Source organism: Cryptosporangium phraense (assembly GCF_006912135.1).
GTDB lineage: Bacteria > Actinomycetota > Actinomycetes > Mycobacteriales > Cryptosporangiaceae > Cryptosporangium > Cryptosporangium phraense.
Genome location: NZ_VIRS01000014.1, coordinates 175,672 through 199,378, shown reverse-complemented (window position 1 = coordinate 199,378; position 23,707 = coordinate 175,672). Strand labels below are relative to the sequence as shown.

The window sequence follows — 23,707 nt, the reverse complement described above, 5'->3', positions numbered from 1 at the left end:
GTGAGGGGAACCCTGCGGTGACGCCGCATCCGCCCACGGGGCTGCGGCCCGTGCTGGCCGTGCTCGACCGGCTCCGGACGACGTCACGGCTGGGTCTGGTGATCGTCCTGCTGCTCGTGCCCGGGCTGGTGGCCACGGTCGAGTACACGTTGAGCGAGCATCGGCAGATCGCGTTCTCGGAGGCCGAGCGGGACGGCGTCCACGTCCTGAAGCCGACGCTGCACGCGCTGGCCGCGGTCGTCGGCGGTCGCGCTCCCGACCTGGGTCCGACCGACCGCGCGGTGCGCGAGGAGTCGCAGCTCGGCCTGTCGTCCGAGCTGGCCGCGGTGCGGGCCGCCGGCGCGACCGACACCCCGGCCGGACGGGAGAAGGTGGCCGAGTCGATCGGCGACCTCGTCACCGAGATCGGCAACGCGTCGAACCTGATCCTCGACCCCGACCTCGACTCGTTCTACGTGATGGACAGCCAGGTCGTGCAGATCCCGCGCATCCTGATCGCCGCCGCCTCCGCGGCGGCCACGACCGGCGTGGCCGACCGGGCGGTGATCGCCGGCGAGCTGTCCACCGCGGCCGAGGCGCTCCGCGCCGACGTGAAGACCGCCGTCGCCAACACCCACGCCTCGGGCCTCGGCCCTCGGCTGACCGGACTCGATACCCTGGCGGACGCTACGGACGCGCTGGCCGCGCGCATCACCGCGACGTTGGACGGAACGGGCGCGGACGCCGGAGCCGTGGCCACCGCGGCCGAGGCGGCGATCGATGCCTCCGAAGGGGCGTTGGACTCCCTGCTCTCGACCCGCATCTCGGGCCGGGAGGCGGCCCGGAACGTGATCCTCACGGTCACGACCGTGGGTTTCGTGCTCGCGTTCTGGCTGGCGTTCGCGGTCTGGTGGCGGTCGCGGCACGACGTGGCGCTGGTGTTGGCCGGGGTTCAGGCAGTGGCCGCCCGGGACACGAGCGAGCACTCGCTGCCGTCCGGCCGGGACGAGTTCGGCGACATCGGGCGGGCGCTCGAGCAGGCCCGGGAGAACCTGGCCTCGCAGGACGTGGCGCTGGCCGAGGCGGCTCGGGCTCAGGAACAGGCGGCCAAGGAGAACTTCGCCCAGCAGCGCCGGGCCGAGAAGCAGGCCCGCCAGCTCGCCCAGCAGCTCATCGAGGAGAGTGTGTCGGCGCTGACCAGCGAGCTGTCGGACGTCGCCGGCGAGGTGGAGGCGGTCCGCGCGTCGGCCGGCTCGATCCACGAGCGCGTCGGCAACGCCGACGAGGTGCTGCGGGGTCTGCTCTCCGACGCCGGCAACGCGGACGCGGTGGCGACCGCGCTCGGTGAGCGGCTGCAGCGGGTGGCCGGGATGACGAAGCTGATCGCGTCGGTGGCCGACCAGACCAAGATGCTCGCGCTGAACGCCACGATCGAGGCGGCCAGGGCCGGCGACGCCGGCGAGGGGTTCGGGGTCGTCGCGAACGAGGTCAAGGAGCTGGCCGCGACGACCGCCCGCTCGACCGAGGAGATCACCGGGACGATCCAGGCGCTGGAGCGCGAGGCCGGCGCGGTGTCGACGACGATCAGCGCGATGACTACCGGCATCGGCGGGGTCGACGAGGCCACCGGCGCATTGCTGGAGGTGGCGAACCACCAGCAGGCGACGGTCGCGAGCATGGACCAGCGGCTGGCCAATGCGCTGGAGCGGGTGCGCGGGATGTCGGACCTGCGTAACCAGATGGAACGGCGAGCCGATGAACGCATCCCGGTGCGCGGGGTGGGGGTCTTCGCGGCCGGTGGGCGGCGGTACGAGGTGACGCTGAAGGACGCGAGTGAGGGCGGGGTGCGGGCGGCTTTCGCGGCCGGGGAGTCCGCGGCCGGCGCGACCAGCGGGACGCTGGAGCTGCCGATCGCCGGGATGCCGGCGATGGAGGTGGCGGTCGCGCGAGGAGGCTCGGCCGGCGGCGAGGTCGTCTTCACGTTCCGGAACCCGCCCCAGCCCGCGCTGACCCACCTACGGGCCTACCTGGACGCCCAGCTCTGATCCGAACTGGGCCAGCCGGCCCCGGGCGACCTGCAACTCCTCGGCCGTGAACAGCTCCGCGAAACGAGGTGAGAGGACCAGCGCCTCGACCGTCAGGTCGAGGCGCCCCTTGTTCCACAGCGCGGTGAACCCGGTGCTCACGGTGGCCGACGCGAGCAGCCGGCGAGCGGTCTCGACCCCGCCGTCCTCGGCCAGCATCGCCAGCAGGTACGTCGCCGAGTGGCCGGTCTCGTCCCGGGCCCGCTGGTAGATCGTCGCCATGGCCTGATGGAACTCCGCCGGAAGATCGGTCACGGCCACCGGCAAGGCAGCCACCGGCGCGGCCGGCTCCGGAACCGGCAGACCCCCCGCCTCCCGGTTCCGGCGCAACGCGTACCCACGCAGCGCCTCCACCGACGTGAAGACCTCGTACCCCAGCTCAGCCATCCGCGGCAGATCGGCGTCGTCCGGATCGAGTTCGAGCACCACCGGCGCCCCCTGCCCCGGCTGCAATCCGTCCGGCCAGACCGCCTCGGCGACCGACAGCGCCCGCCCGGTCTCCGGATCCGGGATCTCCGAGTCCCGCTCCGGCGCGGCCAGCCCGAGCTGCAGCAACTCCTCGATCAGGGCCCCGACCTCCTCGGCCCGGATGTCGATCTCGTCCTCGCCACCGGCCCGCACCACCACGGCCGGCAGCCGCGGTGCCGAGACCCGCGACCCGGACAACAGCCCGGTGAGAATCGAGTTCGCCGACGACGCCAGCAGCTCCCGCCGGGCGGCCAGGAAGTCCCGGTACCGCTCCACCGACCACAGGGCCGGGTCCGACGGCAGCGCGTGCGAGGCCAGCACGCCCGGGAACGCGGCCTCGGCCCGGCCCAGGTAGTCGTCCGGACGCCGACGCGCCACCTCCACCGCCGACGACGGCGACACCAGCACGAAGTTCGCGATCGCGTTGATCTCGGCCGGCCGGTACCCGGCCCGGGAGAGCAGCGACTTCGAGAACAGCGGCTGCACGGCCAGCGCCCCCACCGGCTGTCCGGTCGCGAAGTCGCGCGCCCCCAGCACCCGGCAGACCAGGTACACGAGCGGGTAGTACCGGGCGCCCTTGCCGGCCCCCTCCAGGTCGCGCGCGGTGATCGTCAGCGAGTTCCCCCGCCAGCGGGTCAGCCGCGCGATCAGCCCGTCGACGCCGTCCGGCCCGGACACCGTCGCCAGGTCCTGGTTCAGGTAGGTCTCGGTCGAGCCCGCGAACCGCCCCGACAACGCCGCATGCACGTACCAGTAGAGCGCTTTGTCCCGCTGCCCCTCGTCCCAGAAGGCACCGCCGGACTCGGACAGCAATCGCGACAGCACCGCGATCGCCGGCCGCCCCGGCAACACCCGCGCGTGGTCGAGCCCGAGCCGGGCCCCGATCTCGTCCAGCGCCAGGTCGATGTGCTCGGCCGCGCCGGTCAGCGCCTGCTCGAATTCGTCGGCCGAGATGTCGTCCAGGGCCGAGAACGGCGCCCGGCCGGTCGCGACCGCGTTCACGTTCCGGAGCAGCCAGTCGAGGCTGAAGTCGTAGCCCTCGTCGGCCCAGCGCTGCAGGTACGACCGCATCGTCGGCCGGGCGCCCGACCACTCGGCGCAGATCTTGGCCAGCGCCAGGTCACCCTTGGAGAGCTTGGTGCCGCCCGAGTTCACCCGGTTGAAGATCTCGACGACGACGTCCGTCGTCTTGTCGGGACCGGTGATCTGCTCGGCGTGGAAGTCCTTCTCCAGCAGGTTGAGCAGCTTCATCAACCGGCCGACGTACTGCCAGTTCTTCGCGTCCACCGACAGCCGCTCGATCTGCGGCTCGGCCCCGCGCACGAACAGGTCGGTGACGTCGATCCACAGCGGGTCGTCCTTCATCTTGACCGGCGCGTAGAACTCGAACGTCTCCTCGGCGACGTTGAACCGTAAGCCGGTGAACGCGGCCGGGTCGCCCTCGAAGAACGCGGGCGGCTGCCCGCGGGTCACGCCGTAGAGCGAGGTGACGCGCTGCTGCCCGTCGAGCAGCAACTGGCGGATCCCGCCGCCGGGTCCGCCGCGCACGGCCTTGTCGGTGGTGTCGGTCTCCCAGACCAGCAGCGAGCCCACCGGGTAGCCGAGGTAGAGCGATCGCATGAACCCGCGGACCTGGTCGCGGTTCCACACGTACCCGCGCTGGAACTCCGGCAGGAGCATCGATCCCGCGTCCACCTGGTCGAGGATCGTGCTCAACTTCGCCATGTCCCCGTGTGTACCAGATCAATTCGACGACTCCCGGCATGGCAGGCTCGGGCTGTGACGCAATCGCTCGCCGTACATGTCGACTTCGTCAACCGGTACGGACGGCTCGACCCGGCCCGGCGCGAGGCCGTCGGAGTGGCGCTGGAACGAGGCCTGACGACCGATCCGGTGCCCGGCGCGCGGGACGAGCGGTTACGGACCGCGACCCTCACCGATCGGCTCTCCGCCGTCGTCGTGGCCGCCGATCCCCCGCTCCTCCTCGGCCTGCACCCCACCGACGAGGCGACCGCCGTCGCCGAACGCTCCGCGGTCACGGTGAACGGCGCGTCCGGGGTTCTCGAGATCACCGATCTGGACGAGTTGGAGAGGCTCCTTCCCGAATACCGGAAGGAGGCCGAGAAAGCGTCCGCCCGGCTCTTCGACCGGCTGACCGACGACCGGCTCCGGGCCCTCGGCATCAGCCCCCCGGTGCTGGACATCGCCCGCACGATCCGCGACCTGGACCAGCTCCGGACCCTCGAGAACGTCCTGCCCGAGGCGCAGTACACCACGCTCCACCTGCTCGGCGACGGGCTCACGCCCGATCCTCCCGAGCGTCCGGAGTCCGGCGACCTGGCCGCCGCGATCCGCCGCTCCCAGGGCCGGATCGCGCTCGTCGACGGCCCGGCCGAGCTGCTCGCGCTGCTCGCGGTCCCGCCCTCGCGCCAGCGGATCTTCCTCACCCCGGCCCAGGAGGCGGTCGCCTACCGGCACTCCTTCCCCGGTCCGGCGACCGTCTTCGGTGGTCCCGGCACCGGCAAGAGCGTCGTCGCGCTCCACCGCGTCAAACATCTGCTGGCCCGCTCCGCGGGGCCGGTCCTGCTGACCTCGTTCTCCGACGAACTGACCGACGCGCTCGACCGCGATCTGTCCCAATTGGTGGACGCCACCCAGCGCGCCGCCGTCCGCGTGCTCAGCCTCGGCCGGTTCGCCGACGAGACCGTGAGCGCCGAGCAGGGCCCGATCCGGTACGTGACCGACGCCGAACACGAACGTCTCTGGGCCGACGCCGCCCGGCGGACCGGCGGTCGCTTCGGCCCGCACTTCCTGCGCCGGGAGTGGGAGGACGTCGTGTTCGCCCAGCGCGTCGCCGACCTCGACGGCTACCTGGCGGCCGGGCGGCGCGGGCGCGGGCTGCGGCTGTCGACCGCGCAGAAGCAGCAGCTCTGGCCCGGTCTGGCCGAGGCGAGCCGGGTACTGCTGGCGACCGGCGTCCGCACTCCGCTGACCGTCGCCGACCAGGCCGCGCAGCTGCTCGCGTCGCGTCCGGACAAGCCGTTCGCGCACGTCGTCGTCGACGAGGTGCAGGACCTGCACCCGGCGCAGTGGCGGCTGCTGCGGGCCGCGGTCGCGGCCGGGCCGGACGACCTGTTCCTGATCGGTGACCCGCACCAGCGCATTCACGGTCACCGGGTGCACCTCGCCGGGATGGGGGTCGACGTCGGGGACCGGACGGTCCGGCTGACCGCGAACCACCGGACGACGGCCGAGGTCCTCGACTGGGCCGTGCGGGTCCTCGAGGAGACCGACTCGGACGACCTGAACGGCGGGGTCGACTCGATGCGCGGCTACCGCGCGGCCCGGCACGGTCCGGCGCCCGAGGTGGTGGGGTACCTGACCGCGGCCGAGGAGTTCGCCGGGCTGGCCGAGGCGGTGGCCGGCTGGCGCGCGGAAGGCGTGCCGGCCGACGAGATCGGGGTGGCGGCCCGGACGCCCGCGGTCGCCGACCGGGCCCGCTCGATGCTGGACGGCGTCTTCGTCGGCACGATGCACGCGTTGAAGGGCCTGGAGTTCCGGCGGGTGGCGCTGATCGGGGTCAACGCCGGAGCGGTGCCCGACTCGGCCGCGCTGACCCCGGAGGACGACGACCCGCTCGGTTACGCGATGGACGTCCAGCAGGAGCGTTCACTGCTGTTCGTGGCCGCAACCCGGACAAGGGAGTCGCTCCGGGTGTCGTGGTGGGGAACGCCTAGTCCCCTTCTTCCGCGCTGATACGCGTCGGTATCGCAAAGGTCCTGGTTTCTCGTATAAAACTACGATTACCAGTTACTACCGGGGCGTCGTCGTACGAGCACACGGATCGGTGGAAGGATTCCGGCCCATGAGGCGTAAGCCGTCGCACCTGTCCCTCGCTCCGCCCCTCCAGTCTCGCCCGTCCGACGCGCTGCCGGAAAACCTCGTACGACTGCTGTTCCGTCAGGCCGGCAATCTGCTCGAGATCGACGACCCGATCCAGGTCGAGCTCTGGTGCTCGGACGTCCTGGGCGCGGTCTGGGCCGCAACCGACGGTGACCCGACGGCCGAGGAGACGTTCGTCGGGGCCTGGATCGCGGCCGCCGAAGAGGACGACGACGAGGGAGCGGCGCTGGTCGCGCTCACCGCGCTGGGCGCGATCGCCGGCAGCGGATCGGCCCGGCGCGCGGCTCTGGCGGCGGCCGACCGACTGGGCGAACCGCGTCCGCGCTGGGCCGCCGCGGTCGACGAGATCACGTCCGGCGAGTGCTGGCACTACGGCGACGTCTACGGCGACCAGGAGACGATCCTCTGCGCGTTCCGCCGCGGCGAGACCGAGCACGCGATGCTGGTGCTGATCGACTACACGCTCGGCGGCATCGCCAAGGACGTGTTCTTCACCGAGGCGGTCGCCGGCAGCCTGGCCGACCTGCAGTACGAGCTGGGTTCCACGCCGGTCGCGTTCCTCGAACCGATCGAGCCGGGGGTGGCCCGGCGACGGCTGCAGCGCGCGTTCCGCACCACCGACGGGCGGGTCGAGCCCCGGGTCAAGGACGACTTCGCGCCGCACCGGGCGCTCGCGCTGGCCCGGGTCCGGACGCTCCCGCCGAGCATCGAACTCGACGAACCCGAGCCGGCCGTGGACCCGGACGTCCTGATCGAGGAGTTCCTGTCGTCGTCCGAGGCCGCCGACCTGCCGGACTTCGAGATGGCCGAGCGCTGGGCCCGGCTGCTCGTCGACCGGGCGCTGAACGCGTCCGACGATCCGGCCCGGGTCGGTCCGGGCGTGCTCGACGAACTGCTGCTGGTCGACGTCCCCGAGCACGCGGCCCTCGACGCGGCCGCGCGGAACGCGATGCCGGCCGTGCTCACCGCCTGGACGCTGTGGGCCGGTCGACGGCAGGGCCTCTCGGAGCCGGCGGTGGCCTGGCTGCAGACCGCGCTGGACGAGATCCTCGAGGAGTTCCCCGAGGCTTACCGCGACCCGGGCGCGATCGCGCACCGGAACACGTGCCCGGACACCGTGGATCTCCGGTCGGACCGTCCGGCCCAGCTCGTGCGCTGGTCACTCCGGAGCCAACCGATCTCGCCAACTGTGTTGCGCGCCACATCGACGGCAAGCAGAGTTGGGCGCGGGCGACCGAAATAGGAAGGGCGTCCGTTCCGGGGGAGGTGGCATGGCGGGACCGCAGCTTCCTCCGAGCGCAGTCGACGTCGACTACGGCACGATCGGCTGGGGCGCGAGCCGCACGATGTCGGACTTCGAGGCCGGCATGTGGCGGCTGGAGACGGCCGAGCCGCGGTTACGGTCGACGATCGCCGCGGTCGACGTCCTCGACACGACCCCGGAGTGGAAGCGGCTGGTCGCCGCCCACGAGTGGGCCCTCGGCGTCATTCCCCGGTTCCGGATGCGGGTGGTCGACCCGCCGTTCGGGCTGGGCAAGCCGGTCTGGTCGGTCGACCCGGAGTTCGACCTCGACTACCACCTCCGGCGCATCCGGCTCCCCTCCCCGGCGACGTTCGACGACGCACTCGACTTCTGCCGCACGGTCGTCGACCGGCCGTTCGACCGGGCCCGGCCGCCGTGGGAGGCGCTGCTCGTCGAGGGTCTGGACGACGGCCGGGCGATCTACCTGCTCAAGACCCACCACAGCATCACCGACGGCATGGGTGGCATGCAGCTGGTCACGCTGCTGCACAGTCGCCGGCGCGAGCCCACGCCCGACAAGCCGACCGCGCTCCCGCCGCCGCCCGAGCACCTGACCGGGTTCGACGCGCTGCGCGAGCAGGTCGTCGAGCGCGTGCTCACGTTGCCGTCGTCGGTGGCCGGTGCGGGCCGCGCCGGGGTGTCGCTGGCCTCCCGCGTCGCCCGTGACCCCGGCGCCGCGCTCGGGTTCGCCGAGTCGCTGCTGCGGCTGGCCGCGCCGCCGGCCTGCCCGCCGTCGCCGCTGATGCGCGCGCGGGGCCTCGGGCGCCGGTTCGGGACGCTGGAGACGACGGTCGACGAGCTGCGCGCGGCCGCCAAGTCGGTCGGCGGCTCGCTGAACGACGCCTACCTGGCCGCGCTGCTGGGCGGGTTCCGGCTCTATCACGAGCGGCTCGATTCGCCGATCGAGCGGTTGCCGATCGGGATGCCGATCAGCCTGCGTGACGCGTCCGACCCGATGGGCGGCAACCGGTTCGGCGTCGCCCGGTTCGCGGCGCCGGTGGGCGTCGCCGATCCGGCCGACCGCATCCGGCGGGTGCGCGAGCTGGTGCTCGAGGCCCGCGACGAGCCGGCCGCCGACGTCCTGTCGATGGCCGCGCCCGCGCTCTCCCGGCTGCCGGTGGCCGCGGTGGCCCGCTGGTACCTGGCCCAGACCGCGCTGATCGACCTGCAGGCGAGCAACGTCGCCGGGATCACGGTGCCGGTGTACATGGCCGGTGCGCGCATCGACCGGATGTTCCCGTTCGCGCCCGCTCCGGGCTGCGGCGTGATGGCGACGCTGGTCTCGCACACCGGGGTCTGCTGCATCGGCGTCACGATCGACACGGCCGCGGTGACGTCACCGGACCTGTTCCTCGAGTGTCTTTCCGAGGGGCTGGACGAAGTCCTGCGGCTCGGCCGCAAGAGGAAGGGTGCTCGATGACGCGCGCGACGCTGTACCTGATCCAGTCGGAGACTCCTCAGGAGCGGCAGGCGATCTCGGCCTGGCTGACGAGCCAGTTCGAGAACGGCGACGGTGGCCGTCTGGTGCTCGACCTGACCGACGAGCGGCTTCGCACCACGCTGGACGACGACCTGCTGGTCACGCCGGTGCGCGTGGCCTGGCTCCCGGCCGATGGGGACGACGGCCCGCTCGCCCGTCTGCGCACGTCGGTCGGGCGCGCGGGGGCACGGCGCTCGCGGCAGAGCGTCCAGAAGTTGATCTTGAAGTTGCGGCCGGACCGCTGCCGGGTCATCGTCGGCAAGCCGGCGACCGTGGACGACCTGCGGGAGCGGTGGCAGCGGCAGGCGGGATCGGGAGACTTCGAGTCGTTCGTGCGCCGTCAGGCGGTTCTGGCGCTCGACCGGGCCGAGCGGGCGCTGATCGGGAGCCAGTACAAGGTCGCCCGGTACGTGGTCGAGGAGATCACCGCGTCGCCGCGGTTCCGCACCGGGATCGAGAAGCTGTCGGCCGAGCTCGACCTCCCGGTCGAGGTCGTCTACGAGCGCGCGCTGGCCGCGCTGAACCAGATGGTGGCGACGCAGAGCCGGACGGCGATCGACGCCTGGAACCGGCTCGGCCGGTACTTCTCCCGGGCCTACCGGGTGTCGGTCGACGACTCGAAGGCCGACTCGCTGCGGGAACTCGGGCGGAAGTACCCGCTGGTGTTCCTGCCCAGCCACCGGTCGTACCTGGATCCGCTGGTGCTGCGGCCGGCGCTGCTGGCCCACGGGTTGCCGCTGAACCACGTCATGGGCGGCATCAACATCGACTTCTGGCCGATCGGGCCGCTGACCCGGCGCAGCGGGTACGTGTTCATCCGGCGCAGCATCGCCGACGACGCGGTGTACCGCTGGGTGCTGCGCGAGTACATGGGCTACCTGATCTCGAAGCGCTTCAACCTGGAGTGGTACATCGAGGGCGGCCGGTCGCGCACCGGGAAGCTGCGTCCACCGCGGTACGGGCTGCTGACGTACCTGGCCGAGGCGTTCCGCTCCAGCGGCGCCGAGGACGTCTACCTGGTACCGGTGTCGCTGTCATACGACCAGCTGTACGAGGTCGGGATCATGGCCGAGGAGGCGCACGGCGCGGCCAAGGCGCCGGAGAGCTTCTCCTGGCTGCTGAAGTTCAACCGGGCCCAGGACACCCAGCGCGGGTCGGTGCAGGTGCGGTTCGGGGAGCCGCTGTCGCTGCGGGCCGCGCTGGACTCCGAGACGGACCAGCGGCTGGCCGTGCAGAAGACCGCGTTCGAGGTGAGCCACCGGATCAACGAGGCGACGCCGGTGATGCCCCGGTCGCTGGTGACGCTGGCGCTGCTCGGGATCGAGGACCGGGCGCTGACCGTGGCCGAGGTCTTCGCCGTCCTCTCGCCGCTGGTTTCCTACTTCTCGGCTCGTGGGTTGGCCTCAGATCTGGATCTCTCGGAGGAGCGGAGCGTCCGGCGGGTGCTGGACGAGCTGGCGTCGTCGGGCGTGGTGGAGCGGTTCGACAAGGGCACCGAGGCGGTCTACCGGGTCGGGCCCGACCAGCACCTGGTCGCCGCGTTCTACCGCAACAACACGATCCACTTCCTGGTCGTGCGGGCGGTGGCCGAGCTGATGCTGCAGGCGGTAGCCGAGCGATCGCTGGCTTCCCCCGACGTCCTCGAGTACGGGTGGGCCGTCGCTCTGGAGCTGCGTGACCTGCTGAAGTTCGAGTTCTTCTTCAGCGACAAGGACGCGTTCCGGGCCGAGCTGCATCGGGAGCTCGACCTGATCGACCCGGAGTGGCGGTCGCGGTTGAACGAACCGTCGACGCTGCTGGCGTCGTTGCCGGTGCACCTGGCCCACCGGGTGCTCCAGCCGTTCCTGGAGGCGTACTGGGTGGTCGCCCAGCGGCTGGCGGCACGGGATCCGCGGGTTCCGGTGGAGGCGAAGCCGTTCACCCGCGAGTGCCTGGACGTGGCTCGGCAACTGCGGATGCAGCAGCAGCTGGCGAGCTCGGAGTCGATCTCCGGCGAGCTGTTCGCGACCGCGTTGAAGCTGGCATCCAACCGGGACCTGGTGGATCCGGGGCGGGACGAGGTGCGAGCGGCCCGGCAGAAGTTCGCCGACGAGATCGAGGGCTGGGTGCGCCGGGTCCGCCGGGTGCGGGCGCTGGCGCTCGGTGAGCCGCTCGACCCGGGCGACGCGGCGCTCGGTCCGGTCGCCGACGAGGCGTCCCCCGGGTTTCTCGGCTCGGTGACCGTGAGCGCTCGTCGGCCGGGAGTGTCCCAGCCGTGAAGCTGGAGGAACGGCTGGCGGCGATCGCCGACGGCCCGCAGGGTCCGACCGTCGGAGCGTTCTTCGACCTCGACGGGACGTTGATCGACGGGTACACCGCGGTCGCGGTCTACCGCGACCGGATCCGGAAGCGGGACGTCGGCCTGCTCGAATTCGGGCAGACGCTGGGGCTGGCACTGGACATGCGGCTGCGCGGGGCCGACCTCGACGCGCTGGCCGCGTTCGCGGTCCGGGCCCTGGCCGGACGCCAGGAAGAGGATCTCGAGGAGTGGGGCGAGCGCCTGTTCCGGCAGGAGATCGCCGGGCTGATCTACCCGGGCGCGCGACGGCTGGTCGAGGCCCATCGGAAGGCCGGGCACACGCTGGTGATGGCGACGTCGGCGACCTGGTTCCAGGCCTGTCCGGTGGCCCGCGACCTGTCGTTCGACGAGGTGCTGTGCACCCGGCACGAGGTGCGCGACGGGATGCTGACCGGCGAGTTGGACGGCGGGACGCTGTGGGGGGCGGGCAAGGCCGCGGCGGTGTCCGGGTTCGCTTCCCGGGCCGGTGTGGATCTGGCGACCAGCTACGCATACTCGAACGGGGCCGAGGACGTGCCGTTCCTGGCGCTGGCGGGGCATCCGGTGGCGTTGAACCCGGACGGTGACCTGCCCGCTCTGGCGCTGACGCAGGGGTGGCCGATCCTGCGGCTGGCGGCTCCGGGGTCGCGGTTCGGGGTCGGGCCGCTGGTGCGGACGTCGGTGGCGCTGGGGGCGTTGCTGGGGTCGGTGGGGCTCTCGGCCGGCGTCGGGGTGCTGAGCAGGTCGCGGGCGACCGCGGCGAACCTGGCCGGGTCGATCGGGCCGGATCTGGCGTTGGCGCTGGCCGGGGTGCGGCTGTCGGTGGTGGGTGAGTCGCACCTGTGGGCGCGGCGGCCGGCCGTGTTCATGTTCAACCATCAGAGCAGCCTGGATCTGGGGGTGCTGGGGAGCCTGATCCGGCGGGACGTGACCGCGGTCGTGAAGAAGGAGGCGCGGAACGACCCGCGCTTCGCGGCGATCGGGGCGCTGCTGGACGTCGCGTACGTCGACCGGTCGGCCGGACGCGGGCGGTCGGCGCTGGCGCCGGCGGTGGAGAAGCTGCGGGCCGGGGTGTCGATCGCGATCGCTCCGGAGGGAACGCGGTCGCCGACGCCTCGGCTGGGGCGGTTTAAGAAGGGTGGGTTCTATCTGGCCGTCGAGGCCGGGGTTCCGATCGTGCCGATCGTCATCCGGAACGCTGGGGATCTGATGTGGCGGGATTCTTTGCTGGTGCATCCGGGGGTGGTGGAGGTGGCTGTTCTCGAGCCGATCGAGACGGTGGATTGGCCGGGTGGGGAGGTCGAGAAGCTGGTCGATTTGGTGCGGTCGCGGTTCGAGTCCACGCTGGCGGATTGGCCTGTGGAAAACGAGTACGAGGGGTAGCCGGCTCGCTACCTTGGGGCGTATGCGTTCGCGCTCTCGGCTTCGGCGCCGCCGCCTGGGCGGCTTAGCTCCACCCCTCTCGGTGCGCACCGCCGCGGCGGTGCGCACCGCCGCCGTGCGCCGTGCCGCGGTTGCGGGGGTGACCGGGGCAATGGTGCTGGTGGTGGGCTCGGGTTGTGGTTCGGGTGAGGAGTACGGGTCGTTGCCGTCGGCGGCTACCGACGCGGCGCCTACCACGGCTGCGGCGACCGCGGGGTCGCCAGGCGGGGCGGATGCCGATGGGGCGCCGCAGGCCTCTGCGGCGCCGTCCGGTGGGGTCGCAGATCTAGTGTTAGCGCAGTACACGGCGTTTTGGGTGGACGTGCTGCCTCGGGCCGGGGTTGCGCCGGCGGGGCGGCGGGAGGCGCTGTTGGCTCCGGTCACCACCGAGCCCGAGCTGAGCCACCTCCTCACCAACTGGGCGGCCCTCGACGCCGACGGGCAGCGCAACTACGGGCGCGACCGACCGCTGGAATCGACCGTCCGGGTGCAGGGCGGGCTCGCGCTCGTCGAGGGGTGCCTCGACTCACGAGGATCCGGGGTCGCCGACACCGCCACCGGCGCCCCGGTCACCCGAGGAGTCGCCCGAAACGCCGTCCGTGCCACGCTTCTCCGCGGCCCCGACGGAACCTGGCGCATCTCCGCGATCACCTACCCCGCCACCCCGACATGCTGAACCATCCCGCCGCGCTCAGGCGCGCCGCCGGCCTCAGGCGCCCCGCCGCGCCCAGGCGCCCCGCCGCGCTCAGGCGCCCCGCCGACCTCAGGCGCCCCGCCGCACCCAGGCGCGTCGCCGGGCTGCGGCGCTGGAGCGTCGCGGCGGTCGCCGCGGTGTTGGTGGCGCTCGCGGCGCAGCCGGCCGTCGCCGACGACGACCCGATCACCGTCACCGGCGACAACCATCGATCAGTCGACATCCGCGTCCGGAACGACGCCACCCGAACCCAAGAGCCGCGTCCCCCGCGAGCCGCCGACGCACCCGAGGCCTGGGACGAGGCCTGCGTCGTCCCGAACGCCTCGGTGAACGCGCTCTGCCTGGCCGCCCCCGGCGGCGAAAACCTCGGCACCGGCGTCACCCGGCTCGCCGCCGAAGCCCGCAGCCGACTCGCCCTCCCGCTCCCGGCCCCGACCCTCCGCCCCCTCGTCCGCTTCCCCGACGCCCGACCCGGCGGCCTCACCGGCGTCCCGGTCTGGCTCTGGACGGACCCGGCCCCCTGGCGCACCCCGCTCACCCGCACGGTCCGAGCCGGCACCCTCCGAGCCACGGTCACCGCGGCCCCGGTCCGCCTCACCTGGCGCCCCGGCGACGGCACCAGGATCGTCTGCCGCACCCCCGGCGCCCCGCTCAGCGACCCGGCCGAAGGCCCCGCCGGCTCACCCGACTGCGGCCACACCTACCGCGTCCCCGGCGCCTACCGCCCGACGATCGCGATCACCTGGGCCGTGATCTGGTCCGGCTCCGACGGCAGCAGCGGCGCACTGGCCCCGCTGATCGTGACGTCGACGACGACCTACCCGGTCCGCAACGCCCGGCCCGAGCTGGTCAGATAGCCGCGCAGCAGTCGCGGTAGCTGATCCCGGACCCGCACCAGCACTTCTGGCGCAGCGACGGCGGCCACGACGTGACCTTCCCGGCCCGCCCGAGCTCGGCCGCGTACGCGGCCCGCGTCTCCGAGGCCGCCGGGTCGAGCTCCCGGGCCTCCGCGAACTCCACCAAGCCGTCGACGGTCAGCGACGCCACGCCGAGCGACGCGTTCGGCTCCTCGGCGTGCCGCCGCAGCATGTCCTCGACGTTCCGGCGGTGCGTGTCGTGGTCGTCGCCGTACTCCGGGACGAACGCCGGCCAGCGAGCGGCCATCGCGTCCCACTCGGCCTCGGGCCAGTACACGAGCACGCGGACGGTCTTCGTGCGCTTCTTCCCCTGCCCCCCGTCGCGCCGTTTGGCCAGACCACGCAGCCAGGTGTCGATGCGGACGTCCAGCGTCGGCTCAGCGGGCTTCGCGGGCTCGGTCACGCCCCGAGCCTACGCTGGGGCAGTGGCCGAGCTCGTGTGGTACGTCGCCTACGGGTCGAACCTGCACGCCGACCGGCTCCGCTACTACCTGGCCGGCGGGCAGCCGCCCGGCGCCGCCCGGGTCTACCCCGGCTGCCGCGACGCCCGCCCGCCCCGCCGCACCGCCCCGGTGTTCCTGCCCGGCGGCATCTACTTCGCGCTCGAGTCGCTCACCTGGACCGGCGGCATGGCGTTCTACGACCCGGCCTTACCCGGCCGGGCCGCCGCCCGCGGCTACCTGGTCACCGCCGGTCAGTTCGCCGACATCGCCGCGCAGGAGATGGCCCGCGTGCCCGACGTCGACCTCGACCTGGGCACGGCGCTGGCCGACGGCCGGGCGCAGCTGGGCCCGGGCCGGTACGAGACGCTGGTCAGCCCGGGCCGGCTGGACGGGCACCCGATGGTGACGTTCACCGCACCGTGGGCCTGCGCGGACGTCGAACCGAACCCACCGGCGCCCCGCTACCTCGGGATGATCGCGGGCGGGCTGGCCGAGGCGCACGGCTGGGACCCCGAGACCGTCACCGACTACCTGGCCGGCCGGCCCGGCGTCCGCGGGCACTGGACCCGGGACGCCGTCGCCGACCAGGCCTGGCTCCACGAGCTTCACACCAGCGGCGGCGCCGGCACCTCGCCGGAGAACGCGCCGCCGAACCACAATTGCCAGCGCACGATCGGATAACCGAGCACGCGCTCGAAACAACGCTTCCCGACCGACGCCGAATAGACAATTCGGCGACCGTCCGGAACGAGAATGCGGGCCGCGACCCCGACCCCGTCGGCCCGCCGGTCGCAGACCGTCAGCGTGCGCGCCCGCCGCTCGTCGTGCTCGGACGAATCGAGCCACGCCTCCCCCGCCACACCCCCGCTCTGCAGGGCATCCAGGTACGTCTGGTGGCTGCCGCCCTCCGATTGGTACCGGACGTGGAACGTCACCGGGGCCGGCCCGCCCGCACTCAGGGCCAGCGCACCGGCGACGAGTACCGCCACGCCCACGAAACTGCCCGCCATGAGAACACCTCCCATTTCCGAAGAGGCACTCAGAATGCGCGGAATCCACTCGCCGATTAGCCCGTCCACAACCCGGCCGGATATCCCCAGAACGCCCGAAGGGTCTTGCCCCCAGACCTCGCCACACCCACAAACCCGGGCCGCGAGCGGACGGGTTGGCGCCGACTGGGTACCATCCGCGCGGTGACGTCGGTAGACGGCGTCCATAGTGATTGCCGGTCCGGGGCCGCGGCGTCAGCCACACGTCGCGCGTCGGACGCTGTTGCTTTCCGGCCGTGCGCGGCGCGGAGAGCAGCACAGGATGCTGGCGGGGCATAGCCTGTCGCCACAGAGCCGGTAGAGGAGGTCCACGGTGACCAGGGTCGACGTAGTCGCGGTGACGCACCGCGGCCTGGTCCGCGGCCGCAACGAGGACACCCTGGCGGTCGCTGGGTTCCTCTCCGGCGCGTTCGAGAACGAGCCCGTGCGGTTGGACGTGAACACCCATCGCCCGGTGTCGTTCCTCGTCGCCGACGGGCTCGGCGGGCACGTCGAGGGCTTCCGGGCCAGCCGGCTGGCCGCCGCGTTGCTGTCCGACGCCACCCCCGACCTGCACGACGAGGAAGCCATCGTCGGAGCCGTCCGGGGCGCCAGCGACGCGGTGTTCGCCGAGATGGCGCACAACCCCGACTGGTACGGCATGGGCACCACGGTCGTGGGCCTGGTCCTCGACGGCGACCGGGCGTTCTGCCTGAACGTCGGCGACAGCCGCTGCTACCGGGTGCACGACGACGGCGCGCTCGAGCAGCTCTCGGTCGACGACTCGCCGCCGCTCGACCCGTCGTCGGGCCGGCGGTTCACCACGATCGTGACGCAGACGCTCGGCGGCACCCGCCAGGAGAGCGTCATCCACCCGCACGTCTCCGAGCACCGCGTGGTGCCGGGCGACCGCTTCCTGCTCTGCAGCGACGGCCTGACCGACTACAGCGAGCCGGAGGCCCTGCCCGCCGCGCTCGCCAACCCGCACGCCGACCCGATCGAGTCGGTCAACGCGCTCCTGCACGCCGCGTTCGAGGGCGGCGGCAAGGACAACGTCTCGATCGTCCTGCTCAAGGTCGTCGAGGTCGGAGACTGAACGGCCGACGCACCATCACAGCGCCCGCCGCATCATGACGCAGTGCGCCCGCCGCCGGACCGGCCGTCCGGCGGCGTCCAGCGCATCCCACTCCTCGTCCTGCTCGCGCGTGACCTCGTAGCCCAGCCGCGTGTACAGCCGACGCGCACCCTGGTTCGTCTGCTCGACGCCCAACTCGGCGAAGGACAGCCCGCGCTGCCGGATGCGGTCCTCGGCGCTGCGCACGAGCAGCGTGCCGACGCCGCACGAACGGAACGCCGGGTGCACGGCGAACTGCCAGAGCCACCCCGCGTCCGCCTGGCGGCTGTAGTCCACGCCGCCGACGCCGACCGGTAAGTCGCTCGGACCGCACACGGCCAGGTAGTCGACCGCACCGGCCGTCCGCCGCCCGAGGGCGGCCGAGATGAACGGCACGTGGCCGGTCCACGCGCAGCCCGCGAGGTCCTCGTGGAGGAGATCGCGGACGACGAGGTCGACGGTGACCGTGGCGTGCGCCATCCGGTCATTGTCGAACCGATGGACCCCTCAGCGGGATGATTTGGGCTGACCGGCCGGCGGCCGGCTCAGCTGCGGGCCGACCGGCCCCCTCCGTGCGGACGCCGGGCGACGACGCCCTCGCCGGGCCACCAACCGCCGACGCCCCCCTGGGCCTAGCCACATGTGTTCCGCCCCGTGGATCCGGCCGTCGATTCGGACGCGCGAGGTGTCGCGGCCGACGTCGACGGTACTGGGTTGGCCGCGAGTTCCTCGGACGCGTCCGCGTCCGGGGTCGCCGCCGTGGTCGAGCCGCTCCCGGCTCGGGTGCTGCTGTCCGGAACGCCAGCCGCGAGCGGTGTGTCGTCCGAATCGGCCGAAGCCGAGTCCGACGTTTGGGAGGACCCGGCCGGCTTCGGCGAAGCCGAAGTCGAGGCCGAGGCCGACTTCGTCGGTGCGACCGGGGCGATCACCGGACCGTCGCCCATCGCGACGTCCGACTGCTGCACCTCGCCCGGGTTCAGCCCGATGTCCGGGATCGTCGCGGTCCGGCCCTGGTTGTCGGTGACCCGCACCGAGAACGGTCCCGCGCCGAGGCCGCCTTCGGCGACCCAGAAGTTGAACGTCGTGCGGCTCAGCGCCGTGAAAGCTCCGCCGGACGAGACCTCGACCTTGGTCAGCGGGTTCCCGTGATTGTCGACGAGTAGCGCGAGCCAGAACTCCGAGGAACCGTCCTTCACCTGGACGCTCAGGTTGCCCGGCACCGGCGGGTTGGCGACCGCGGTGTAGGTCACCGGGACGTCGCCGGCGTCCGGGTCGGCGATCTGGGCGAACGCCTCGCGGCTGAGGTCGATGTGGCCGGCCGCGCACTCCGGGCACTGGTCGACGACCTTGACCCGGACCTTGCCGTCCGGGCCGGTGACGTCGAGGTACTCGCCGCAGGCGGCCGATCCGGCGTACTCCGAGGGGCCCAGCGCGACGTACAGGTCGTCGGCGGGTAACGAAGGGTACGAGCAGTTGCCGACTCCGCCGTCGAAGAACGTGGCGTTGCCGGTGACGGTCGTGCCCGGCGCGGGTACCGCGGCGTGGACGGCGACCGGGGCGGCCGCGCAGGCGGTACCGGCGAACTGCGCGACGCCGGTGACCAGCGCGACCGAGCCGAGCACGGCCCCACCGGCCAGCCCCGGCGCGAACCACCGCCGGCGCAGCACCCGCCGCAACCCGGCCAGCCGCCCGCCCGGAGCAGCGGCTCCACCGGCCGCCGCCCGCGGCTTGCTGATCACCCGGGTCTCGGCGTCCGCCTCAGCCGTGGCCGTCGGCGGAGCGGTCGGCGAGGCCGACCAGCCGGTCGGGCCGGCGAAAGCGGCCGGCCCCTCGGGCCTGGACGACCGGTCGGGCACAGCGCTGACCGGCGCGAAGAAGCTACTCGGTCGTTCCGAGGCCAGGCCGGCCGTCCGGAATGCGTCGTCCGGGCGCCCGCCGTCGGTCCCACCGGTCGAGCGGGCGGCCACCGCCCCGGCCACCCCGGCCACCGCGCTGCCGGCCACCGCGCTACCGGTCACCGCGCTACCGGTCACCGCTCTACCGGTCACCGCGCCGCCGGTCACCGCGCGCCGAGGAGCCTCCCCGGGTTCCCGCTCACCGGCCGGCGGCTCCCGGCGCCAATCCAGGTCGCGCCGCGACTGCGCCTCCGGCCGAACCTCGAGCTCCCGCTGCGGCTCGGGCTCGCGGCGCGGCTCCGGCGTCCGGTAGGCGTCCAGATCACGACGCCATTCGGCTATCCCCCCGGGCCCACGGCCCGGATCGGTGTCGGCGTCCCGCCCGAGCTGACCACGATGACGGCCACGGCCGGAGTCGGGCAGATCGGTGCCGAATCGGAGCTCTCCCGTATCCCCGGAACGCGCCCGCGCTCGCGCGCCACCGTCCCGGGAACGCGGTGCTCCGAAGAAGTCGGTCTCGGCCAGCGCGTCCCGCGAGTCATCCTCCGGGCGATTCCGGGTCACGCCCGAACGCCTTTGTCGGTTGACGCCCTGCTGGTCAAGCCGTTCCTCCGCACTCCACACCGGACGCTGAATGCGTCCAGTACCCCCGCACCCGCCGTACAGACCGGTGCTCATCTAAACGGGTCTCATCGTGCCGGGTGCCACTGCCCTCCGGTCAATTCGGGTGCCCGGTTTACGCGAGCCTTCGGGCTCTCTTAAGCCGCGCCGCCGGCCCGCCGAACACCAGCCTCAGAGCACCCACCGGTCACACGACCCAGTCGCCTCGGCCGGACGGACTACCCGCTCCTCAGCCGACCCGCCGAACCGTCCCTGCCCACGAGCCCTGCCCCCCACTGGCTCCAGTTTGGGGGCATACTCCGATCCGCGTCACTACGGAATCCGGTTCCGGGGAATCCACAGTGTCCGACCGAGCGCGGGCCGCACCCGCAATTCCGCGACTCGATCCGTCACTAATGCAGCAGCGACACCAGCCCATTGCAGAGCGTCACCGATCGACCGGCTCCGAAATAGTCACTCAGCGTCACCCACCGAATAAGAATCTTTGGTACCGGTCGGAACCAGCACGAGTGAGCAGCCCCGCCAACGGGGAAGTACAGCACAGAAATCGATACCTGAAAGGTTTTCGCATTCCTAGCCGATGTGTTAAGCCCGAATAGAGACGAATTCCGCCCGACCGACGAGACCGAAGGATCGACGGGATGCCACTGACATTGGTCTACGCATTACGCGGTAGACCGGCGCACGTGCCGCCCGAGTACCACGACGGTGACCCGGCTACACCTACGGATTCCGCGCTCCCGGCGCCGACACTCCTCTCCCGCGAAGTCGGGTTGGGGCCGGTGGCGGCCCGATCGGCGGCGATTCTGCGGACGGCCTGGTGCGTCATCGCGCCGGTCGTCGCGTACGCCAGCGGGCCGGTGGCCGCGCCGTCGTACTGGCGGGACGTGCTCCTCGCCGGCGCGATCGCCTGGGGGCTGATCGCGGCCTGGACGTGCTGGCGTGGCGGACAGTTACCGGTCTGGGCGGTTCTCGGCGACACGCTCGTTTCAGTCGGGCTGCTGATCGCCATGGTTCGTCTGCTCCCCACCGAGTTCGTCGGCGCCGCCGGGAGCTGGGTCGTCGGCTGGGCCGGCGTCTCGATCCTGCTCGCGGCCTGGCGGCTTCGCGCTCCGCTGGTCTGGGCGGTCGCCCTGGTCGAGATCGCCGCGTATCTGTTCGGCTCCCGGGTCGCCGGCATCCAGGCCGGCAGCAACGAACCGCTCGGGCTGGCCCGTCCGCTCGAGGGCACCGCGCAGGCCGCAGGCGTGCTGCTGGCCCTGGCCGCGATCGGCCTCATGCTGGTCCACCTGGTCCGGCTCGGTGCGACCAACGCGAGCGCCACGATCGCCAGGCGCAACATCACCGGCCGCACCGACACGGTGGAGCAGGCCCGTCTGCACGACCGCGGCGCCCGCCGTCTCCTGCTGCACGACACGGTGCTGACGACGCTGACCGCGATCGCCCGTGGCGGCCTGCGGGGCCGCGCCGACATCGTGCGCGCCCGCTGCACCGACGACCTCGAGGCCCTGTCCCGCGACTCCGAGTCCGACGAGCCGCTGCGCACCGGCCGCCAGCTCGTCGCCGTCGCCGCCCGGCAGGCGTCCTACCGCGGGCTGCGGCCTTACCTCGCCGACGGCGCTCCGGACGACGTGCTCCCGGCCGAGGTGACCGCGGCGTTCGCGGCCGCCAGCCGGGAGGCGCTGTCGAACGTCGAGAAGCACGCGGGCACCACCGAGGTGGGCATCGCCGCCCGGGGTACCGCGGACGCGCTCGAGCTCACGATCCACGACCGCGGCCGCGGCTTCGACCCGGCCAACGCGGGCAGCGGCGGGCTCGGCCTGTCGAAGTCGCTGACCGGCCGGATGGCCGCGGTCGGCGGGGCCGCGTACGTCCGGTCCGCGATCGGGCGCGGCACCGTCGTCACGCTCCGCTGGTCGCTGGCCGAGGCCCGCCTGGTCCGGCCCGGGGCCCAGTGGGAGCCCGCGCCGTCCGGCGTCGCCGACCCCGCGCCGGCGCCCGGCGAGGCCGAGCCGGGCCCGCTGATCGAGGAGCGCGTCCTCGCCGACCGCTTCACCCGCTACGGGCTGCTCGCGCTCGCCTGGATCGGCCACTTCTGGCAGGCGCTGAGCCTGGGCCTGCTGATCACGAGCTGGTCGGAGTACCGCTCGGGCTGGGCCGCGCTCTCCGGCTGGCTGGTGCTGTTCGTCGTCACGCTGATCCAGGTCGCGCTGGTCACGGTGCAGGGCAAGGGCCGGTTCCCCTCGGACCTGATCGACCGGCACGCGTGGTGGCTCACCGGCCTCTCGGTCGTCGCCGCGCTCGCCGTCCTGCTCGACTGCACCCCGGCCGGCCTGCTCACGCCGGCCAACTGGCCGATCGGCGTCCTCGGCTGGATCCTCTCGGTGTTCGCGGTCCAGCGTCCGCGGTGGTTCGACCTGGCCTGGTTGTCGCTGGCGCTCACCACGCTCAGCGCGGTGACGATCGAGTGGAGCGGCTCCGGCCCGGCCTTCGCGTACGCGCTCGGCGTCGTCTTCGGTGCCGGAATTCCCCAGGTCGGCGCGCTGGTGATCGTCCTCCAGCTCCGTCAGCACGCGACCGACGCGGCGGCCGCGCTGTCCGAACAGCACCATCTGGACGCTGCGCGCGCAGCGCGCGAGGCCGTGACCGCCGATCGCAAGCAACGCGACGCGGCCCTCAACCGCGACCTGTTCCCGCTGCTCCGGGCCCTGGCCAACGGCAGCGCGAACCCGGAGACCCCAGTCGTTCGAAGACGGTGCGAGCTCGCCGCCGCGGAGGTCCGCGCGCTGGTCGACCACGACGACCTCACGACCCCGATAGCCACCCTGGACGCCGTCGCCGCCGTCACCCGCAGCGCGAGGCAGCGCGACGTCGTACCGATCCTGCATCTCGGCGACGGCCTGGACGCCCTCTCCCCCGACTGGCAGCGCACGTTCACGCGGCTGGCCGATCGGATGCTGATGGAGGCGCTGCCCGGTGAGGCCACGTTCACCGTCCGGGGAACGCCCGAGGAGATCGCGATCACGTTCTGCTTCCCTACCGGCACGCCCGCGCCGGTACTGGAGGCGGTGGCGGTCGGCACCGGCAACCAACTGATTCCTGATCGACATATCCGCGTTGACGTAGAACCCGAAATGACGAGCATCGCCTGGCTGGAGGTGACATGGGACACGAAGACAGCGGCCTGAGCCGTGGTGGCGTGGTCCGCGTGGTGGTCATCGACGATGACGAGATCCTGTTGCACGGGATAGCCGCCTGGCTCTCCCACGCGGCCCCGAGACCCGACGGGACGACCGACGGACTCGACGTCCGGGTGGTCGGGACCGCGAAGTCGGTGACCGAGCTGCTCGCGCGCGTCGCTCAACCCAACGGAATGAGAACCAACGGCACCGGCGGGTACAGCCGGACGCCGTACGAGACGCTGCGGCGCAACAACGGCGTGCACCCGGGCGAACCGGCGCGGGGCACCGCCTCGGTCCCGTCGATGCGCCCGCGAACGTTCGCCGACGACGGCCCGATCACCCCGCTCGCTCCGGTCGCACTGCTCGATCTGCGCCTGCGCGACGGGCGGAGGGTCGCCGAGAACGTGATGGCGCTGATCCAGGCCGGTTTCGCGGTCGTCACGTGCAGCACGATCGACGACGCCGGCCTGGTGCACGAGGCCGGCCGCGCCGGTGCGCTCAGTTACGTCCGCAAATCGCAGGACGCGACCGACATGCGCCAGGCGCTGGCCGCGGCGGCCAACGGCGAGCGGCACGTGTCGCAGAGCCACGCGGCGCTGATCCAGCGGACGAAGACCTACGGCGTGCCGGAACTCTCCGGCCAGGAGCGCGAGGCCCTGCGCCTCTACGCCTCGGGCCTGACGATGTCCAGCGTCGCGCGGCGCCTGAACGTCAAGCAGGGCACGGCGAAGAGCTACCTGGACCGCGTCCGCGACAAGTACGAGCAGGCCGGGCGCGCGGCCCGCACGAAGCTCGAACTCCGCGACCGCGCGGTCGAAGACGGAGTCCTGAGCTCACCCCGGCTGGAGTGAGCCCAG

General features: G+C 72.7%; 17 protein-coding genes. 12 read left to right on the top strand and 5 right to left on the bottom strand.

The genetic code is table 11. The features are described 5' to 3' along the window. The first annotated feature begins 17 nt into the window (after nt 1–17). On the top strand, nt 18–2,024 hold the full coding sequence (locus FL583_RS20840) for a methyl-accepting chemotaxis protein (RefSeq protein ID WP_142706371.1): 2,007 nt from the start codon (nt 18–20) through the stop codon (nt 2,022–2,024). On the opposite strand, the gene FL583_RS20835 is transcribed toward FL583_RS20840, so the two are convergent. Beyond that, complete coding sequence (locus FL583_RS20835; protein ID WP_142706370.1) at nt 1,995–4,256, bottom strand: GmrSD restriction endonuclease domain-containing protein; 2,262 nt, start codon at nt 4,254–4,256, stop codon at nt 1,995–1,997. The two genes, FL583_RS20840 and FL583_RS20835, sit on opposite strands and share 30 nt — an antisense overlap. A 54-nt stretch (nt 4,257–4,310) precedes the next feature. Here FL583_RS20835 and FL583_RS20830 point away from each other — a divergent pair, with 54 nt between their 5' ends. The 7 genes from FL583_RS20830 (at nt 4,311) to FL583_RS20795 (ending at nt 14,507) form a co-directional block, all read left to right on the top strand. After that, nucleotides 4,311–6,287 (top strand): UvrD-helicase domain-containing protein, encoded by a 1,977-nt coding sequence (locus FL583_RS20830; protein ID WP_142706369.1) that lies wholly within the window; start codon nt 4,311–4,313, stop codon nt 6,285–6,287. A gap of 109 nt (nt 6,288–6,396) precedes the next feature. Then, on the top strand, nt 6,397–7,677 hold the full coding sequence (locus FL583_RS20825; RefSeq protein WP_142706368.1) for a hypothetical protein: 1,281 nt from the start codon (nt 6,397–6,399) through the stop codon (nt 7,675–7,677). A 28-nt stretch (nt 7,678–7,705) separates the two neighbouring features. After that, nucleotides 7,706–9,157 carry a wax ester/triacylglycerol synthase domain-containing protein gene (locus FL583_RS20820; RefSeq protein WP_142706367.1) on the top strand — a complete coding sequence of 484 codons (1,452 nt, stop codon included), beginning with the start codon at nt 7,706–7,708 and terminating at the stop codon, nt 9,155–9,157. Next, nucleotides 9,154–11,475 carry a glycerol-3-phosphate 1-O-acyltransferase gene (locus FL583_RS20815; RefSeq protein WP_142706366.1) on the top strand — a complete coding sequence of 774 codons (2,322 nt, stop codon included), beginning with the start codon at nt 9,154–9,156 and terminating at the stop codon, nt 11,473–11,475. The genes FL583_RS20820 and FL583_RS20815 overlap by 4 nt, the downstream gene beginning before the upstream one ends. Continuing rightward, on the top strand, nt 11,472–12,917 hold the full coding sequence (locus tag FL583_RS20810) for an HAD-IB family hydrolase (protein WP_142706365.1): 1,446 nt from the start codon (nt 11,472–11,474) through the stop codon (nt 12,915–12,917). Before FL583_RS20815 ends, FL583_RS20810 begins: the two co-directional genes overlap by 4 nt. A gap of 355 nt (nt 12,918–13,272) precedes the next feature. Next, nucleotides 13,273–13,632: a hypothetical protein gene (locus tag FL583_RS20805; protein ID WP_142706364.1), complete on the top strand. Its 360-nt coding sequence runs from the start codon at nt 13,273–13,275 to the stop codon at nt 13,630–13,632. Nucleotides 13,633–13,787: 155 nt separating this feature from the next. Continuing rightward, nucleotides 13,788–14,507: a hypothetical protein gene (locus tag FL583_RS20795; RefSeq protein WP_170323770.1), complete on the top strand. Its 720-nt coding sequence runs from the start codon at nt 13,788–13,790 to the stop codon at nt 14,505–14,507. Here FL583_RS20795 and FL583_RS20790 read toward each other — a convergent pair. Further along, entirely contained in the window at nt 14,500–14,970 is a 471-nt protein-coding gene (locus FL583_RS20790) for an SEC-C domain-containing protein (protein WP_142706362.1), read from the bottom strand. The two genes, FL583_RS20795 and FL583_RS20790, sit on opposite strands and share 8 nt — an antisense overlap. 22 nt (nt 14,971–14,992) lie before the next feature. Between FL583_RS20790 and FL583_RS20785 the strand changes: the two genes are divergently transcribed. Then, nucleotides 14,993–15,691 (top strand): hypothetical protein, encoded by a 699-nt coding sequence (locus FL583_RS20785; RefSeq protein WP_205752310.1) that lies wholly within the window; start codon nt 14,993–14,995, stop codon nt 15,689–15,691. Here the strand turns inward: FL583_RS20785 and FL583_RS20780 are convergent. Next, the gene (locus FL583_RS20780) at nt 15,616–16,020 is read right to left on the bottom strand and encodes a hypothetical protein (RefSeq protein ID WP_142706361.1); all 405 of its coding nucleotides are present in this window, start codon (nt 16,018–16,020) and stop codon (nt 15,616–15,618) included. The genes FL583_RS20785 and FL583_RS20780 overlap by 76 nt on opposite strands. Before the next feature lie 352 nt (nt 16,021–16,372). Here FL583_RS20780 and FL583_RS20775 point away from each other — a divergent pair, with 352 nt between their 5' ends. Then, the gene (locus FL583_RS20775; RefSeq protein ID WP_142706360.1) at nt 16,373–17,134 is read left to right on the top strand and encodes a PP2C family protein-serine/threonine phosphatase; all 762 of its coding nucleotides are present in this window, start codon (nt 16,373–16,375) and stop codon (nt 17,132–17,134) included. 15 nt (nt 17,135–17,149) lie between these two features. On the opposite strand, the gene FL583_RS20770 is transcribed toward FL583_RS20775, so the two are convergent. Together FL583_RS20770 and FL583_RS41025 are read right to left on the bottom strand one after the other, a co-directional pair. After that, nucleotides 17,150–17,632 (bottom strand): GNAT family N-acetyltransferase, encoded by a 483-nt coding sequence (locus FL583_RS20770; RefSeq protein ID WP_142706359.1) that lies wholly within the window; start codon nt 17,630–17,632, stop codon nt 17,150–17,152. Between the two features lie 152 nt (nt 17,633–17,784). Then, nucleotides 17,785–19,611, bottom strand: coding sequence for an expansin EXLX1 family cellulose-binding protein (locus FL583_RS41025; RefSeq protein WP_205752309.1), 1,827 nt, complete (start codon nt 19,609–19,611; stop codon nt 17,785–17,787). 698 nt (nt 19,612–20,309) lie between these two features. On the opposite strand from FL583_RS41025, the gene FL583_RS20760 reads away from it, so the two are divergent. Both FL583_RS20760 and FL583_RS20755 read left to right on the top strand, forming a co-directional pair. Then, nucleotides 20,310–22,856: a sensor histidine kinase gene (locus FL583_RS20760; protein WP_142706358.1), complete on the top strand. Its 2,547-nt coding sequence runs from the start codon at nt 20,310–20,312 to the stop codon at nt 22,854–22,856. After that, nucleotides 22,832–23,701: a LuxR C-terminal-related transcriptional regulator gene (locus FL583_RS20755; protein WP_142706357.1), complete on the top strand. Its 870-nt coding sequence runs from the start codon at nt 22,832–22,834 to the stop codon at nt 23,699–23,701. The genes FL583_RS20760 and FL583_RS20755 overlap by 25 nt, the downstream gene beginning before the upstream one ends. Nucleotides 23,702–23,707: the final 6 nt, after the last annotated feature.

Coding starts and splice junctions, on each gene's coding strand:
- FL583_RS20770 (WP_142706359.1), bottom strand. CDS start 17,632: ATGGCGCACGCCACGGTCACCGTCGACCTCGTCGTCCGCGATCTCCTC.
- FL583_RS20820 (WP_142706367.1), top strand. CDS start 7,706: ATGGCGGGACCGCAGCTTCCTCCGAGCGCAGTCGACGTCGACTACGGC.
- FL583_RS20815 (WP_142706366.1), top strand. CDS start 9,154: ATGACGCGCGCGACGCTGTACCTGATCCAGTCGGAGACTCCTCAGGAG.
- FL583_RS20835 (WP_142706370.1), bottom strand. CDS start 4,256: ATGGCGAAGTTGAGCACGATCCTCGACCAGGTGGACGCGGGATCGATG.
- FL583_RS20755 (WP_142706357.1), top strand. CDS start 22,832: ATGGGACACGAAGACAGCGGCCTGAGCCGTGGTGGCGTGGTCCGCGTG.
- FL583_RS20825 (WP_142706368.1), top strand. CDS start 6,397: ATGAGGCGTAAGCCGTCGCACCTGTCCCTCGCTCCGCCCCTCCAGTCT.
- FL583_RS20760 (WP_142706358.1), top strand. CDS start 20,310: ATGCCACTGACATTGGTCTACGCATTACGCGGTAGACCGGCGCACGTG.
- FL583_RS20780 (WP_142706361.1), bottom strand. CDS start 16,020: ATGGCGGGCAGTTTCGTGGGCGTGGCGGTACTCGTCGCCGGTGCGCTG.